13 protein-coding genes and 1 tRNA gene are annotated in these 16,065 nt (G+C 62.0%); 5 read left to right on the top strand and 9 right to left on the bottom strand.

The window, feature by feature from the left end:
* Positions 1–50 precede the first annotated feature (50 nt).
* From pgmG to KSAC_RS03350, 3 genes are all read right to left on the bottom strand, one after another.
* Complete coding sequence (pgmG, locus tag KSAC_RS03360) at positions 51–1,460, bottom strand: phosphoglucomutase/phosphomannomutase PgmG (RefSeq protein WP_132304213.1); 1,410 nt, start codon at positions 1,458–1,460, stop codon at positions 51–53.
* Positions 1,457–2,326: a UTP--glucose-1-phosphate uridylyltransferase GalU gene (galU, locus tag KSAC_RS03355; protein WP_102323589.1), complete on the bottom strand. Its 870-nt coding sequence runs from the start codon at positions 2,324–2,326 to the stop codon at positions 1,457–1,459. Before galU ends, pgmG begins: the two co-directional genes overlap by 4 nt.
* Before the next feature lie 432 nt (positions 2,327–2,758).
* Positions 2,759–2,844, bottom strand: a tRNA-Leu gene (locus KSAC_RS03350).
* Between the two features lie 60 nt (positions 2,845–2,904).
* On the opposite strand from KSAC_RS03350, the gene lipB reads away from it, so the two are divergent.
* Complete coding sequence (gene lipB, locus KSAC_RS03345; protein ID WP_118963181.1) at positions 2,905–3,597, top strand: lipoyl(octanoyl) transferase LipB; 693 nt, start codon at positions 2,905–2,907, stop codon at positions 3,595–3,597.
* 19 nt (positions 3,598–3,616) lie between these two features.
* On the opposite strand, the gene KSAC_RS03340 is transcribed toward lipB, so the two are convergent.
* On the bottom strand, positions 3,617–4,243 hold the full coding sequence (locus tag KSAC_RS03340; RefSeq protein WP_110547632.1) for a LolA family protein: 627 nt from the start codon (positions 4,241–4,243) through the stop codon (positions 3,617–3,619).
* Positions 4,240–4,554, bottom strand: coding sequence for a BolA family protein (locus KSAC_RS03335; protein ID WP_102323592.1), 315 nt, complete (start codon positions 4,552–4,554; stop codon positions 4,240–4,242). The genes KSAC_RS03340 and KSAC_RS03335 overlap by 4 nt, the downstream gene beginning before the upstream one ends.
* A gap of 80 nt (positions 4,555–4,634) precedes the next feature.
* Here KSAC_RS03335 and KSAC_RS03330 point away from each other — a divergent pair, with 80 nt between their 5' ends.
* The 3 genes from KSAC_RS03330 to KSAC_RS03320 all read left to right on the top strand — a co-directional run bounded on the left by KSAC_RS03330 (position 4,635) and on the right by KSAC_RS03320 (position 8,328).
* A complete protein-coding gene (locus KSAC_RS03330) occupies positions 4,635–5,261 on the top strand; it encodes a J domain-containing protein (RefSeq protein ID WP_110547634.1) in 627 nt (208 codons plus the stop codon).
* A gap of 128 nt (positions 5,262–5,389) precedes the next feature.
* Positions 5,390–6,415 (top strand): cobaltochelatase subunit CobS, encoded by a 1,026-nt coding sequence (cobS, locus tag KSAC_RS03325; RefSeq protein WP_102323594.1) that lies wholly within the window; start codon positions 5,390–5,392, stop codon positions 6,413–6,415.
* 20 nt (positions 6,416–6,435) lie between these two features.
* Positions 6,436–8,328 carry a cobaltochelatase CobT-related protein gene (locus KSAC_RS03320; RefSeq protein ID WP_110547635.1) on the top strand — a complete coding sequence of 631 codons (1,893 nt, stop codon included), beginning with the start codon at positions 6,436–6,438 and terminating at the stop codon, positions 8,326–8,328.
* A 42-nt stretch (positions 8,329–8,370) separates the two neighbouring features.
* Here the strand turns inward: KSAC_RS03320 and KSAC_RS03315 are convergent, their stop codons facing one another.
* Both KSAC_RS03315 and KSAC_RS03310 read right to left on the bottom strand, forming a co-directional pair.
* Positions 8,371–9,804, bottom strand: coding sequence for a pyridoxal phosphate-dependent decarboxylase family protein (locus KSAC_RS03315; RefSeq protein WP_132304211.1), 1,434 nt, complete (start codon positions 9,802–9,804; stop codon positions 8,371–8,373).
* Between the two features lie 117 nt (positions 9,805–9,921).
* Entirely contained in the window at positions 9,922–10,875 is a 954-nt protein-coding gene (locus KSAC_RS03310) for a bile acid:sodium symporter family protein (protein WP_110547637.1), read from the bottom strand.
* A gap of 88 nt (positions 10,876–10,963) precedes the next feature.
* On the opposite strand from KSAC_RS03310, the gene KSAC_RS03305 reads away from it, so the two are divergent.
* Positions 10,964–11,896: a hypothetical protein gene (locus KSAC_RS03305; RefSeq protein ID WP_132304209.1), complete on the top strand. Its 933-nt coding sequence runs from the start codon at positions 10,964–10,966 to the stop codon at positions 11,894–11,896.
* Between the two features lie 370 nt (positions 11,897–12,266).
* Here KSAC_RS03305 and mfd read toward each other — a convergent pair whose 3' ends face one another.
* Entirely contained in the window at positions 12,267–15,749 is a 3,483-nt protein-coding gene (gene mfd, locus KSAC_RS03300; RefSeq protein ID WP_132304207.1) for a transcription-repair coupling factor, read from the bottom strand.
* Positions 15,746–16,057, bottom strand: coding sequence for a succinate dehydrogenase assembly factor 2 (locus KSAC_RS03295; protein WP_102323600.1), 312 nt, complete (start codon positions 16,055–16,057; stop codon positions 15,746–15,748). The genes mfd and KSAC_RS03295 overlap by 4 nt, the downstream gene beginning before the upstream one ends.
* Positions 16,058–16,065 lie beyond the last annotated feature (8 nt).

Here is a 16,065-nt window from a genome sequence, read left to right as displayed (position 1 = left end):
GGCCCGGAACAGGTCCGGGCCGCAAATAAGGCGGCACGTCAGGGCGTGGGTCAGTGGCCTGCGTTTTCGCCAGAAAAGTCCGGTGCGTGAATGCCCGACAGTTCAAGCTGGCTGGCCAGTTCCGCCTTCAGCCGGTCCAGTGCCTCATGCGTGCTGCCTTCCGCCCGGGCGACAAGGACGGCCTGCGTGTTGGATGCGCGCAGCAGCCACCAGCCATCGGGCGTGGTCACGCGTACGCCATCAATGCGCGATACCGTCGCCCCACTTTTTTCCAGTCGGGCTGCAACTTCGGTAATCACATCGAACTTGCGGGTATCGGCGCAGTCAAAACGCAGTTCCGGGGTGGAGATGGTAGTCGGCAGCGCCAGCCGCACGTCGGACAGCGGACCCGTCAGGCGCGAGACGATACCCAGCAGACGGACGGAAGCGTAAAGTGCGTCGTCAAATCCGTACCATTTATCGGCAAAGAAAATATGGCCCGACATTTCGCCCGCCAGCGGGGAGCCGGTTTCCGCCATCTTGGTCTTGATCAGGGAATGACCTGTTTTCCACATCAGCGGCTGGCCGCCTGCGCGACCGATTTCGTCAAACAGGACCTGACTGGCCTTGATGTCGGCAATGACCGTAGCACCCGGATGGTCACGCAGCACGTCGCGTGCAAGCACCACCAGAAGCTGGTCGCCCCACAGGATTGCCCCGGTATTGTCCACCACGCCAATGCGGTCGGCATCGCCATCAAATGCAATGCCAAGATCCGCCTCGTCTTCCTTCACGGCGGCAATCAACTGCTGAAGGTTGCTGGCGACCGTCGGGTCCGGGTGATGGGCGGGAAAGCTGCCGTCGATTTCAGCATTGAGCACGCGGTGCGTGCCGGGCAGCTTCTTCACCAGCAGCGACAGGATTTCGCCCGCGGCGCTGTTGCCGTTATCCCATACGATCCTGAGCGCGCGGTCCGCGCCATCCCAGTCTTTCATCAGGCGTTCGACATAGGCGGATTTTACATCCACATCCCGTGTGGTGCCGGGCTTTTCCGGTCCCACTTCGCCCGCTGCGGCAAGACGGCCCAGTTCACGGATCTGATCGCCAAAGAACGGCTTGTTGGCGAGCATCATCTTGAAGCCGTTATAGTCCGGCGGATTATGGCTGCCCGTGACCATGACCGCCCCATCCGCCTTCAGTTCGGCGGATGCGAAATACAGCATGGGTGTCGGACCGCAGCCAACACGCAGCACCTCCATCCCCGCCGCCATGGCGCCATCGACCAGCGCACGCTCCAGCGAAGGGGATGACAGGCGGCCATCGTAGCCGATGGCGACGGTACGACCGCCATTCTTCGCCACCATGCTGCCGAACGTACGGCCGATCGCATAGGCGTCTTCCGGTTTCAGGGTCCTGCCGACAATCCCGCGGATGTCGTATTCACGCAGGCTGGTCGGGTCGAATTTATGGGAAAAAGTCATGTGTACTTCTTCAGGAAATTCCGGACATCAGAACCGAGGTCTTCCCGCTCCAGTGCGAAGGCGATCTGGGCCTCGAGGAAACCGATCTTGCTGCCACAGTCGAACCGCTTGCCTTCGTAACGGTAACCGTGGAAGGGCACGTGGCCAATGGTCTTGGCCATGGCGTCCGTAAGCTGGATTTCGCCGCCCGCGCCCTTTTCCTGCTTGGCGAGGTGGACCAGCACGTCCGCCGTCAGCACATACCGCCCGATGACGGACAGGTTGGATGGCGCGTCCTTCGGGTCGGGCTTTTCAACCAGGCCCTTGACCTCGACCAGCGTGCCGTCATCCGCGCCAATGTCCAGAATGCCGTAGCTGCTGGTCTGTTCGCGCGGCACTTCGGTCACGGCCAGCACGTTGCCGCCGGTCTTCTTGTAGACCTCGGCCAACTGCGCCACGCATGACGTCCTGCTCTGCACGATGTCGTCGGGCAGCAGGATGGCGAACGGATCGTTACCGATAAACTCACGCGCGCACCAGATCGCATGCCCGAGCCCCAGCGGCTCCTGCTGGCGTACGGATATCATGCTGCCCGGCGTTACGCGGGTAGCTTCCAGCGCCTTCAGCGCGGAAGTCTTGTTGCGTGCGCGCAGTGCGTCTTCCAGTTCCGGAGCGACATCGAAATAGTCGATCAGGGAGTCCTTGCCCCGGCTGGAAACAAGGCAGAATTCCTCGATTCCCGCTTCGCGCGCTTCGTCGATTGCGTATTGGATCAGCGGACGATCGACGACGGGAAGCATTTCCTTCGGCATCGACTTCGTTGCGGGCAGAAAGCGTGTTCCAAGACCGGCAACCGGCAATACAGCTTTTTTAAGGGGCTTAATCACTAATTATCTACCTCAACGTGCGAATTACAAACAGCCCAAGCAGGCGTCGGTTTCCATAGTGGAACCAAATAATGGCGTGTTGCCAGATGGCAATGAAATAGCGTGTTTTATCATGGCCATATATATAAGGGCAGGACCAGACCTGATTTAAATCACGATTCCCGGGTGAGGCCAGCACTGTGTGCCGGTGGACATTTTTTGTAACCCCTGCCCTGCATTGCGCATGTCCGGCAACGGTCTGTGGATGGAAAGTATCTACAGGATTTGTGTCGGAAGATAATATGACCTTTTTATGACATTATCCCGCATCTGCCCCGCATGTCGCGCGGTTCTCGGTCGGGGGATCAATGTCCGTTCCGTCATGCGGGAACGCACGAACGCAGCCCCCTGTTCGGGGGCTGTTCGCGTTTTAATCAGTTTTCTGGAAAAATATGGTGCGGCCAAGAAGACTCGAACTTCCACGGGGTTGCCCCCACAAGCACCTCAAGCTTGCGCGTCTACCATTCCGCCATGGCCGCAACGTGACAACGATGATCGACTGGGCGATACCGTCATGACGATGAAGGGGCGTATAACCGATGGATGACGAACGGGCAATGACTGAAAACAAGTTTTTATGGAACAGGGCGCCAGATCTGGTCCCCTATCCCGCCGCGCTGGCGGAAATGGAGGCACAGGCCCGCGGAATCCGGGAGGGCACGATGCCCGAGCGCGTATGGCTGCTTGAGCATCCGCCAACCTATACCGCCGGTACGTCGGCGCGGGAATCGGACCTGTTCAATCCCCGTGGCTATCCCACCTATTCCGCCGGGCGCGGTGGGCAATGGACCTATCACGGTCCGGGACAGCGCGTCGCCTATGTCATGCTGGACCTTGCCACGCAGCATGGCATGTCGCCCCCGCGTGACCTGCGGGCTTACGTGCATACGCTGGAGGAGTGGCTGATCCGCACCCTGCGGCGATTTGACGTGGTGGGGGAACGGCGTGCCGACCGTATCGGGGTATGGGTGGTCGACCCCGCCACGGGGCGGGAAGAAAAGATCGCGGCCCTGGGTGTGCGCGTCACACGCTGGGTAAGCTGGCATGGAATCGCGATCAATGTTGACCCGGACCTGAGCGATTTCGGCGGGATCGTGCCCTGTGGCATCAGCGAATATGGCGTGACCAGCCTTGCGAAGCTGGGCCGTAAGGTCAGCATGGACGCGGTTGATGCGGCGCTTGCCGCCACATGGCCTGAATGTTTCGGCCCCATCCCCGGCACGCATGGATAAGGCGTGCCGGGCCGTGGGGTCAGTTATCGGGGCTGAGGGTGAACAGCGTGTCAGGCCACGGTTGGCCGCTTACGGTGGTATCGGTCAGGTCGAGGCGGATATGCTGTCGTTCCACATCGGTCATTTCAATGACCAGTAGCGACAGTTTTCCGCCAATATCGGAAAAGCCGAGGGTCAGGATTCCCTGTGATTCGCTGTCAGCGCGCGCAAGGGAGACCTGAAGGCTGTTGACCCCATGCTGCACGGCCGTCACCGCGATCTGGCCGCCCAGATGCACCGGCTGGTTCAGCAGCAGGCCCAGCGGCTGCCGTCCCAGCGACATGCGCGTGACCGAATCGCGCCGATGGTCCACAAACAGCAGATGGCCAGAAGCCGCGACCAGCTTCATCGCCCCCGGTGTGGTGTAATCCAGACGCAGGCGGCCCGGATCGTAACGCATCATGCCCTGACCCTTGCCCCCATCGGGCCATGTCTGCACGAAACTGGCCTGCAACCCGCGGGATGTGTTGAGATAGGCTTCAACCCGTTCGATTTCGCCATGCTGGTCCATGGTCTGGCGTGCAGGTGCCCCGGCACAGGCGGCCAGCAGGGTCAGCAGCCCCCCCATCATCAGCCGCCGCGTGGCGAAGGGAAAGGCCGGCTTCATGCCGCCGCCACCCGCGCCTGTTCTTCCGGCGTGCGCAGCACGAGGGACAGGGCATGCATGCCGCCTGCGAATTCATCGGCCAGCAGCGCATGGACCTGACGGGAACGCTCCACGCGGTTCACGCCCGCGAAAGCGGGGCTGACGATCAGGACGTTGTAATGGCTTTCGCCCGCCTGCACGCCATTGTCGCGCACATGGACGTGATGGGCGTGCCGGGCGCTGTCATCGTGGATACGCAGTTCCACGGGGGCGAGGTGTTCACGTATAATACGTTCGATCCGTCCGGCCCGGCCGGTTGTATGCTGTTCCATTGGCGGCTCCATAGATGGCGGGATCATACATTGCACAGCTTCGCCCTTGCACGAAGCATGAACAGGCGCACATAACGACAATGATGAAGAGAAGGAACACCCGACACCGCGCCTTTGATCCCGATCCCGACGCGCCGGATCGGTGCTGCGACATGCACGACTGCGACCAGCCCGCGGGATACCGCGCCCCGCGTTCGCGCGATGCGCTGAACACGTATTTCTGGTTCTGCCTTGAACACGTGCGCGAGTACAATTCCCGCTGGGATTTCTATCGCGGTATGTCGCCAGGACAGATCGAGGCGCATATCCGGGCCGATACGTCATGGAACCGTCCCTCGTGGAAGCTGGGTCAGGGCAACGCCGCCCATGCCTTCAGCGAGGAGGAGGTGCTGGACCCCCTCGACCTGCTCAAGGGGGCGGCGAAGGCCCGGGCGCGCAGTCACGCGCGCCGCCAGCAGGAAGACCGTCGCGCCGAGGCGCCCGATGCGCTCAAATATCCGCTGGGCGTTCTGGACCTTGGCTGGCCGGTGTCGATGGAGGAGCTGAAGACCCGCTACAAGGATCTGGCGCGTCAGCACCACCCCGATGCCAATGGCGGCGACCGCAAGGCGGAGGAACGATTCAAGGGCATCAACATTGCCTATACCACCGTGCGCGCGCATCTGGTCGCCACCGCCGGCCGGGATCACATGGCCCGCAGCGCCTGAGCGGTAATATGTCGGGGCCATGCCCGCGCACTGGCCGATTGTTACGTATGCACCTATACTCACCTGACCGGATGCCGGTCTGCCGCCATGGCGGCCCCCAACAGACGAAGTGACGGACAAGAAAGCAGATGAACGAACCCGCAGACCTGACAACTGCCGCAGTGGACGCCCAGGGCACGCCGCTTCCCGCCATCTCGGCTGTTTCCGCCCCCGATCTTGTCGTTTCGGCGCGGGATGTGTTCGGCATAGACAGCGATATGAAGGTCCCGGCATTCTCGGTCCGGACCGACCATGTGCCCGACATCGACCCTTCATACAAATTCGATCACGACACCACGCTGGCCATCCTCGCAGGATTTGCCTTCAACCGCCGTGTGATGGTCCAGGGCTATCACGGTACCGGCAAGTCATCGCATATCGAGCAGGTGGCGGCCCGTCTGAACTGGCCCAGCGTGCGCATCAACCTCGACAGCCACATCTCGCGCATCGACCTGATCGGCAAGGACGCGATCGTGCTGAAGGATGGCAAGCAGATTACCGAGTTTCGGGAAGGACTGCTGCCGTGGGGCCTGCAGAATCCCTGCGCGCTGGTATTCGATGAATATGACGCGGGCAGGCCCGATGTCATGTTCGTGATCCAGCGCGTACTGGAAGTCGAGGGCCATCTGACCCTGCTGGACCAGAACCGCGTGATCCGTCCCCATCCCTTCTTCCGCCTGTTCGCCACGGCGAATACGGTCGGTCTGGGCGACACCACGGGACTGTATCACGGCACGCAGCAGATCAATCAGGGCCAGATGGACCGCTGGAACATCGTGACCACCCTGAACTACCTGCCGCACGCGCAGGAAACGGCCATCGTGCTTGCAAAAATGGGTATCGACCCGAAAAAGGACGAAGCCGGGCGCAAACGCGTTGAAAGCATGGTTGCACTGGCGGACCTGACGCGTTCGGGCTTTATCGCGGGGGATATTTCCACCGTCATGTCACCGCGCACGGTCATTAGCTGGGCCGAAAACTTCCGTATTTTCAATGATCTTGCGTTTGCCTTCCGCGTTACCTTCCTCAACAAGTGCGACGAGGCGGAACGCCCGACGGTGGCGGAATATTACCAGCGCTGCTTTAACGCCAGTCCGCTGGCGCCCCGGGGCTGATGATACAGGGCAGGCCAGGCATGCGTGATAACAGGACAAAAAACGCCTCATCCGAGGCCGAGAAAGAAGCCCGTGCGGCCGAGAGTTTCCGGCGCGCGACGGTAGGCACCGTACGTGCGCTGGGCGGACAGGCCCAGACGGAGGTCTCGTTCCTGAATGGCCCGGTGCCATCGGGGGTTTCTGTTACCGGCACCCATGTCCGCCTGCCCCATCCATCCCGGCGCATGACGGATGCGGAGGTCACGCGCATGCGTGGTGCCGCAGATGCCGCCGCCCTGCGCCTGCGCCACCATGATGTGCCCCTGCATGACAGTGTGCGGCCCCCCGCCGGTGAGGCGCGTGAGGTCTATGACGTGCTGGAACAGGCGCGGGTGGAAAGTCTTGGCGCGCGGCATATGGCGGGTGTTGCCGCAAATCTGGATGCCCGTGTGGCGCAGGAATGCGCCGATATGGGGCTGGACCGTCTGAACGACGCCACGAAGCTGCCAACACCGTTTGCGCTGGGACTGCTGGCGCGTGCGCGCATGTCCGGCCATCCGGTACCGCCGTCCATGCAGGCCCTTATGAATCGCTGGCAGGAAACCCTGTCGCCTGCCGCCCGCCGCGCATTGGACGAAATGGCGTCACGTCAGGAAAGCCAGAAGGATTTCGCCCAGGCGGCGCGCAGGCTGCTTATGGCCTGTGATCTGCTGGAGCAGGAAGTCACCCCTGAAGAACCTGCGGATGATGGCGCGGCCGAAGCCGAAAACGCCAGCGCCGAGGATGAGGAACAGACCGACGACGTTACCCCCGAGCCGCAGGAAGACGGCCCGGAGGAAGATGACAACGCCCAGCCCATGCAGATGTCACAGGGCACCGGTGCGGGCGATGATGAACCCGAAGAAGGTGAACAGGGCGGATCGGCCAGCGGGTCGGAAGAAGCAGGTGGACCGGGCGAAGAAGAGACGGAGGATGAGGTTTCTCCTGCCTATCATGCCTTCACCACAGCCTATGATGAGGAAATCGCTGCCGAGGACCTGTGCGATCCGGAGGAACTGTTCCGCCTGCGCCAGACGCTGGATCAGCAGCTTGTCAGCATGCAGGGTGTTGTCTCCAAGCTGGCCAACCGCCTGCAGCGCAAGCTTATGGCGCAGCAGACGCGGGCGTGGGAATTCGATCTGGAAGAAGGCATACTGGACGCAGGGCGACTGTCGCGCGTGGTGGTCAATCCCATGCTTTCGCTTTCCTACAAGCGTGAGCGTGACACGGATTTCCGCGATACGGTCGTGACCCTTCTGATTGACAATTCCGGTTCCATGCGTGGACGCCCCATTTCCGTCGCGGCCATGTGTGGCGATATTCTGGCCCGCACCCTTGAACGCTGCGCGGTCAAGGTGGAAGTGCTGGGCTTTACCACCCGCGCATGGAAGGGCGGCAAAAGCCGCGAAGCATGGGTGCAGGCAGGCAAACCCGCCAATCCCGGTCGACTGAATGATCTGCGGCACATCATTTACAAGGCCGCGGACATGCCGTGGCGGCGTGCGCGGCGCAATCTGGGGCTGATGCTGCGCGAAGGGCTGCTGAAGGAAAACATCGATGGCGAGGCCCTGCTGTGGGCGCAGCGGCGGCTTGCCTCACGTGCCGAGGCACGGCGCATCCTTATGGTGATTTCCGATGGTGCGCCGGTTGATGACAGCACGCTATCGGTCAATCAGGGTTCCTACCTTGAAAACCACCTGCGCGAAGTGATCGCCCATATCGAAACCCGTACCACTACGGAACTGCTGGCCATTGGTATCGGCCACGATGTGACACGCTATTATCGCAAGGCCGTAACCATTACCGATCCCGAGGAACTGGGCGGCACAATGATGAAAAAGCTCTCCGAACTGTTTGGCGAAGAACTGGTGTCCCGGCACCGTCGCGGCGGCTGAGCGCCCTGCCCCGCTTCAGTACCGAAGCGGGGCAGGAGCGGTTCAGGCAGTCGCCAGCCTGCGGTCGGCCAGTTCCAGCAGGGCCTCAAGCATGCGATCGACATCCGCATTGGTCGTGCGGTGATTGACGATGGCCGCGCGCACCGCCTTCGTCCCATTGATGATGGTGGTGGAAGGGGCTGCGATCCCGCTTTCGTGCAGGTCCTTCACCACTTCCCCATTGAAGAAATCCAGATCGTCCACGGGCGCCAGTATGCGGAAGCACACGATATTCAGCGTTACCGGGGCCAGCAGTTCCAGCCGGGGATTGGCTTCGACCCGGCGGGCCAGATGCGTGGCGATGGCACAGCAGTTGGCGATCATCCGCCCCATGCCATCCGCGCCATAAGTGCCCAGCGTCATCCATACTTTAAGCGCCCGGAACCCGCGTGACAGGTCGGGGCCAAGGTCGCAGTACCAGGGCGCATTGGTGGCAAGGCCACGGTCTTCGCGTGCAAGGTAGGCGCGCGACTGCGCGAAGGCCGCCGCCTGTGCGCCGGGCCTGCGCACAAGGATGCAGCCCGCGTCGTACTGAACCTGTGCCCATTTATGGAAATCGAAGGCCACGCTGTCGGCCCGCTCCAGCCCGCGCAGCATGGGCCGCAGCGTGTCCGACAGCATCGCCAGCGCACCAAACGCGCCATCCACATGGAACCAGATGTCTTCCCGCCGGGCGATATCCGCCAGCGCGTCCAGATCGTCGATCGCGCCGGTATCCACCGTGCCCGCCGTGCCGATCACCATGAACGGTTCCAGACCGGCCGCACGGTCGCGTGCGATGGCACGTTCCAGTTCTGCCAGTACCATACGGTTTTCACCATCAACCGGGATCACGCGCAGGCTGTCCGTACCCAGCCCCGTCAGGTCGAACGCTCGTGCGATGCAGCCATGTGCGGTTGCAGCCGCATATCCGACCAGTTTGCGGGTTCCGACACCTTCGGCGCGCATTTTCAGTCCGTCAGGCACGGCGCGGCTGGCGGTTATGACGGCGATCATGTTTGCCATCGAAGAACCCGTCACCAGCAGGCCGGATGTTTCAGCGGGGAAGCCGCACATTTCGGCAGCCCAGCGGATCACTTCGCGCTCCACCTCGATCGGGGCATGGTCGCGGCCACCGCAGTTGGCGTTCAGGCCCCCGACCAGCAGTTCGGACAGCATGCCGACCGCCGTGCCGCCCCCATGTACCCATCCCATGAAGCCAGGATGGACATTGCCGGTCGAATAGGGCTCCACCAGCTCGCGGAAACGGGCGTACAGTTCCGTGGGCGGGGTGGGATCATGCGGCAGGCCGGTGCGTAGCTGCTGGCGCAGCGCGGGCGGCATGGGTTGCCAGACGGGGCGTTCGCGCAGCGTGGACAGGCGGTCGATCATGTCGTCCACCATCTGGTGGCCCAGGCTGCGTAATGTGTCCCAGTTGTCCGGATCCAGTCCTGTCATCTTTCTCAACCATTCATGCAGTTGTGTGCCCGTGGGCGATATATGGCGTGCCTACATACCGGGCCGCGTCGCTGCATGCGAGAGGGAGAGACCGGTTTATGCCACGCGCTGATGCATTCAGTCTTCCGCGCGTTCACCAAAACGCCGTGCAAGGGTCGCGCATACGAATAGCTGGATCTGGTGATAGACCATAAGTGGCATGACAATCAGCCCGATATCCGTGGGTGCGAACAGCACGCTTGCGATCGGCACGCCGGATGCCAGCGACTTCTTGGACCCGCAGAACAGGATGGCGATCCGGTCGCGATAGCCAAAACCGCTGAGCCGCGCCAGCAGATGGGTCAGCCCTAGGGCAATGGCCAGAATCGCCATGTCCACCAGTGCCACGCGTCCGATCTGCGCGGGCGGCAGGCGGTGCCATAGCCCCTGTGTCACGGCTTCGCTGAACGCTGTGTAAACGACCACAAGAATTGAACCCCGATCTGAAAAGGAGAGCAGCTTCTTGTGCCGCTGCGCCCATCCCCCGATCCATGGCTGTGCGATCTGGCCCGCGATGAAGGGAAGCAGCAGTTGCCCGACGATGGGCAGGATGTTGCCCCCGCCACCAGCCGCATGACGGCTGAACAGGATACCCACCAGAAGCGGTGCCAGAAATATGCCCAGTATGTTCGACAGCGTCGCCGAACAGATTGCTGCCGCCACATTGCCCCGTGCGATGGAGGTAAACGCGATGGAGGACTGCACCGTCGAAGGCAGGCAGCACAGGAACAGCACACCCGTCCACATCGCGCTGTCCAGCATGCCCGGCAGCAGCGCATGCAGCATCATGCCCAGCAGGGGAAACATGAAAAATGTGCATAGCAGGATGGCAAGATGGATACGCCAGTTGGTTATCCCTTCCGCCACGGCCCGACGCGACAGACGCGCGCCCTGCAGGAAAAACATGTTCGCAATCATGCCAATGGCAAGGATATTGAACACGCTAACGCCTGCGCCCCGGCATGGCAGCACGGTGGCGAGCCCTACGGTGCCCAGCAGGCACAGCAGGAAGGAATCAAGCCTGCGCAGCATGGGCAGTCCGTTCAGTATGAAGTATCATGCGACCGAAATACCATGGCCGATTGCATCCGGAGCGTAATCACGCCAACGTGTCACGCAAATGAAGAAATTGCTCATAACCACCGTCCTCGCTGCCCTGTCCTGCATGGGGCACGCAGGGGCGACTGCCCTGCCCGATACCTGCGCCAGAGTACAGGTAGCCGCCACCCAGCCACATGGGAACAGCGTCCTTGCCGGACACGGCTATGACCTTGCATTGGCAGGCAGGCCGAACCAGACATTCCATGCAACCGATATTGCGGCCAGTGGAACGGGCATGGGTCAGCAGGCCCTGCGGGATATGGAGGATGTTGCCTCCCTCGTCCTGCTTGCCACCATGACGGGCCATCATTCCGATGGCTGTGCGCAGGATTACTTTGCGTCTGCTGCGGCCCCGATCATGGACGGGCTGCGCGCAGGTGGCAGTTATGATCTGACATGGCAGGGTGGATTGCTGACCAATGGGGATACGAAGCTGTCCTTCCGCCGTGCGCATCTGCATCTCGTGGGTGCAAAAAGTGCCAATGCGCCTGCGACCCTGACACTGGAAACGCAGGGAATCGGCATAACAGGTTCACACAACACGCTTCTGGCCAGTGCGCTGCCGCAGCAGGCCAGCGCCAATGCTGCCGTGCCCAGCGGTTCGCTGGTGGAACTTGCCGCAGCCATTACGGGGCATCCGCCGGAAAATGTGATGGTGCCGCTGCGTGTCTCGTCCCTGTCAGCCCAGCGTGGGGCCATGCAGATCAGCGGTAATGGGGAGGCCAACCTGACCGGCCATACGGATGCATCATCCGCTACCGGTCACATACTGGTGCAGAACCTTGATGCCGTAATCGACACCCTGCGCAATGCCGGTCAGACCCGTGCCAGTGCCGCCCTTATCCTCGCCAAGCTGTTCGGTCACCATTCCGATAATGGCGGCACCTCGTGGGACGTAAGCTGGGAAGGCGGCGTCATGACCGTGAACCATATTCCGCTACCGATTCACTAATGGATTGTTTGAAAAGAAATCTTTTATAAAAAACAGGAAAAGTTTTTGGATGTTGCCTTTGTTCAGAAAGGCAACATCTTCCGAAGCTTTTTGAAAAAAGCTTCGCCAAAGATTACCTTATGATTTCTGGGTATTTCCCGACAGGCTTTGCAAACAGCCTCTAGGTGCCGTGATTTTTGAGGAAACAAGGCGGGCTGCCAGCCCCGGAGCGTGGTGTTACGGCCTGCCCTTCCCGTAATCCGTAAGCGCGGAGGGGCCGTTATGGTCGGATGATGCCCTGCACCTGATGACCCTGTCGGGCAATCACCGTCCCCTGCCCTGACCACATGACCGGGGCATACTGGCCCCGGTCATGTGGTTATACAGATGCCTATGCCGTGACGTTTGCATCTTCCCGCGCCAGCGTGACCAATGCCCCCAATACCTTGCGGGCCTGCGTAATCCGCTGGGCATTGGTCATTTCGCGTATGATGGCCAGCTTGTGGTCGGGCCGCAGGCGGACATTGGCTTCTTTCTGCTTTGCAATCCACGTTACCAGCCCCGCCGGGTTGATAAAGGTATTGCCACGGAACTGCACGACCATGCCCTTTGGTCCGGCTTCGACGCGCTCCACCCCGGCCTCGCGGCACATGCGCTTGAGCGTCACGACATCCAGCAGGTTGCGGACCTCATCAGGCAGCGTGCCGAAGCGATCCACCAGTTCCGCTTCCATCGCCTCGACCTCGGCATCATTGGCCAGTGCGGCAATGCGGCGATAAAGCCCGAGCCTTACCGGCAGGTCGGTGACATAGGTGTCCGGGATAAGCACCGGCAGGCCAAGGATGATGTTGGGTGTCCAGTCGCGGTCCTGCAACTTGCGGCGTCCCTTTTCGGTACGCAGGTCGGCTACTGCGTCTTCAAGCATCTGCTGGTAGAGTTCGATGCCCACTTCGCGGATATGTCCCGACTGCTCGTCGCCCAGCAGGTTGCCCGCACCGCGCAGGTCCAGATCGTGGGAAGCCAGCGTAAAGCCTGCGCCCAGCGTATCGAGTGTCTGCATCACCTCCAGCCGTTTCTGCGCCGCAGCGGACAGCACATGCGTCTGTGGCCATGTCAGATAGGCATAGCCACGCTGCTTGCCACGTCCCACGCGGCCCCGAAGCTGGTAAAGCTGCCCAAGGCCGAACATATCGGCACGATGGATGATAAGCGTGTTGACCGCAGGCATGTCCAGCCCGCTTTCCACGATATTGGTGGATAGCAGGATGTCGTATTTGCCGTCACTGAACTCGGTCATGACCCGTTCCAGTTCGGTGGGCGTCAGGCGGCCATGGGCCTGCACCAGACGCGCATCAGGCACGATTTCGGCCAGGCGCGCCGCCATGCGGTCCAGATCCTCGATACGCGGCACGACGCAGAAGACCTGCCCCCCACGGAAGCGCTCGCGCTGGATCGCCTCGCGGATCACCACGCTGTCGAAGGGCATGATGAAGGTACGCACCGCCAGCCGGTCGGTTGGTGGGGTGGCGATCAGGCTCATTTCCCGCACGCCCGTCAGGGCAAGCTGCAGGGTGCGTGGCAGCGGCGTGGCCGACAGGGTCAGGACATGCACGTCTTCGCGCAAAGCCTTGAGTTTTTCCTTATGCGCGACGCCAAAATGCTGTTCTTCATCCACGATCAGCAGGCCGAGATCAGCGAATTTGACCGTCTTGGCCAGCAGGGCATGCGTGCCGATCACGATATTGACCGTGCCATCGGTCAGCCCCTTGCGCACGGCGGTCGCTTCCTTGGCCGTGACCATGCGCGAAAGCTGGGCGACCTTGACTGGCAGCCCGGCAAAGCGGGCAGAGAACGTGCGGTAATGCTGGCGGGCCAGCAATGTGGTCGGTACCACAACCGCCACCTGCGCGCCCGACATGGCGGCGACAAAGGCCGCGCGCAGGGCGACCTCGGTCTTGCCGAAACCCACATCACCGCATACCAGCCGGTCCATCGGCTTGCCCGATGCCATATCATCCAGCACGTCGGCTATGGCGCGGGACTGGTCTTCGGTCTCGACAAAGGGGAAACGGGCGCAGAATTCATCCCACATCCCGTCTTCGGGGGTAAGTGCCGGGGCCTCACGCAGTGCACGGGCGGCGGCGGTGCGGATCAGTTCGCCCGCCATGTCGCGGATGCGCTGCTTCATCTTGGCCTTGCGCGACTGCCACGACACGCCACCCAGTTTGTCCAGCGCCACATGGGCCTGATCCGAGCCAAAACGGCTGAGAAGCTCGATATTTTCGACAGGCAGGAACAGTTTTTCATTGCCGTCATAGATCAGGCGCAGGCAGTCATGCGGTGCCGTGCCGACGCCGATCGTCTCAAGCCCGTCATAGCGGCCAATGCCGTAATCCTGATGGACGATCAGGTCGCCTTCGGCAATCTCCGATGCCTCGGATATGAACTGGTCAGCTTTCTTTCGGCGGCGTGGGGGGCGGGAAATCCGCTCTCCCAGCAGGTCCTGTTCGGATACGAAAGCCACATTATCGGCCACGAACCCGCGTTCCAGCCCCAGCGTAAGCAGTCCCACCGTACCGGGGCGCAGTTTCTGTGCGTCGGCCCACGTTGCGAAAGTCTGCACCGGCAGGCGGTATTCGCGCAGGAGCACGCCAATGCGTTCACACGACCCACGGCTCCAGGCCGTGACATAGGCGCGGCGACCGGTCTGCGCCCATTCCTCCACCCGTGCATGCAGCATGGGGAAGACGTTTTCGCGCCCGTCCGTTACGGTCTTGGCGAACATCTGGCCGGGCCTGCCGCCCGCATCCATGCCGGGCGCGCCATCGGGCTGGGCGAAGGGCATGAACACGACGGCCTTCCGGCCGGTGATCATGGCGTCCCATCCCTTGCGGTCGAGATACATGAGGTGTGGCGGCAACGGGCGGTAGGGCACTTCCCCTTCCCGCGTGGGCTGCCTGCGGGCGTCGTAATGATCGGCGATCATTTCAAGGCGCGCGGCAAGCACCTCTTCCGCCTGATTGGCCAGCGAGATGGAAACGTCGGGCATGTAATCCACGACCGTTTCCATCTGTTCATGGAACAGCGGCAGCCAGTGCTCCATGCCCGCATGCCGCCGTCCTTCGGAAATATGCTGGTATAGCGGGTCGGACGCGGCAGCCGGACCGAACAGGTCGCGCCACCCGGTGCGGAAGCGCGAAATGGAGGCGGGATCGAGGCTGAAATCCGCCACGGGCCGCATGGTCAGGCTGTCGATCTTTGCGGTCGAGCGCTGGGTGCCGGGATCGAACCGGCGGATATTCTCCACCTCGTCACCAAACAGGTCCAGACGGACCGGTTCGGCTTCGCCAGCCGGGAAAATATCAAAAATGCCGCCACGTGTGGCGAACTCGCCCTGCTCCATCACCGTATCGGTGCGGTTGTAGCCATGGGCTATAAGCAGTTCCATGAGGAACGGCGCATCAAGGCTCTCGCCCGTCCTGATGGTGATGGACTGCCCCGCGAAGGCTGCGCGGGGGGCAACGCGCTGGACCAGTCCACCCACCGTGGTCAGGACGATGCGTGGGGCGGTCGCCTTTTCCAGCAGGCGGGTGAGTGTCGCCACCCGCTCCGCAATGATGGCGGGATTGGGGGAGACACGGTCATACGGCAGGCAGTCCCAGCCCGGAAAACGCAGGATTTCCGCCTTGGGCGCGACAAAGGCCAGCAGGTCCGCGATCCGGGCCATGCCAGCATCGTCACGGCAGACATGCAGCACAGGCCCGTCATGCTCATTCAGCCGACGGGCCAGCAGGAAGGCATCATACCCGTCGGGTACGCCCCACACGGGCACCGGCGCGCCGGGTGCCAGCGAGAATCCTGCCGTCTGGTTCATTTTCCGCCCCGGATCGCGGCCAGACGTTCGGGATCGGTGGCATCGGCCATGATTTCACGCATCATGGGGGTGTTCACTTCCGCCGGTACCGGGCGGCGACCGCTCAGCCAGTCGGCAAGGTCGGCGTCGGGCAGGTCCATTACGGCTTCCAGCGCGTCAAGCTGCGCATCCGTCATGGCTTCGAGCCGGGGGGCGACGAACCCGCCAATCAGCACGTCGGTTTCATGGGTACCGCGATGTGTGGCACGATAATATATCTTCCGGCGTCGTGTATCGAGACGCGAGAGATCAGGCGTTCTGGCTTCCATTGCGTTCC

The organism is Komagataeibacter saccharivorans (assembly GCF_004348195.1).
GTDB lineage: Bacteria > Pseudomonadota > Alphaproteobacteria > Acetobacterales > Acetobacteraceae > Komagataeibacter > Komagataeibacter saccharivorans.
Note: the sequence above shows the minus strand (reverse complement) of the source record. Positions and strands in the feature narration are given on the sequence as shown.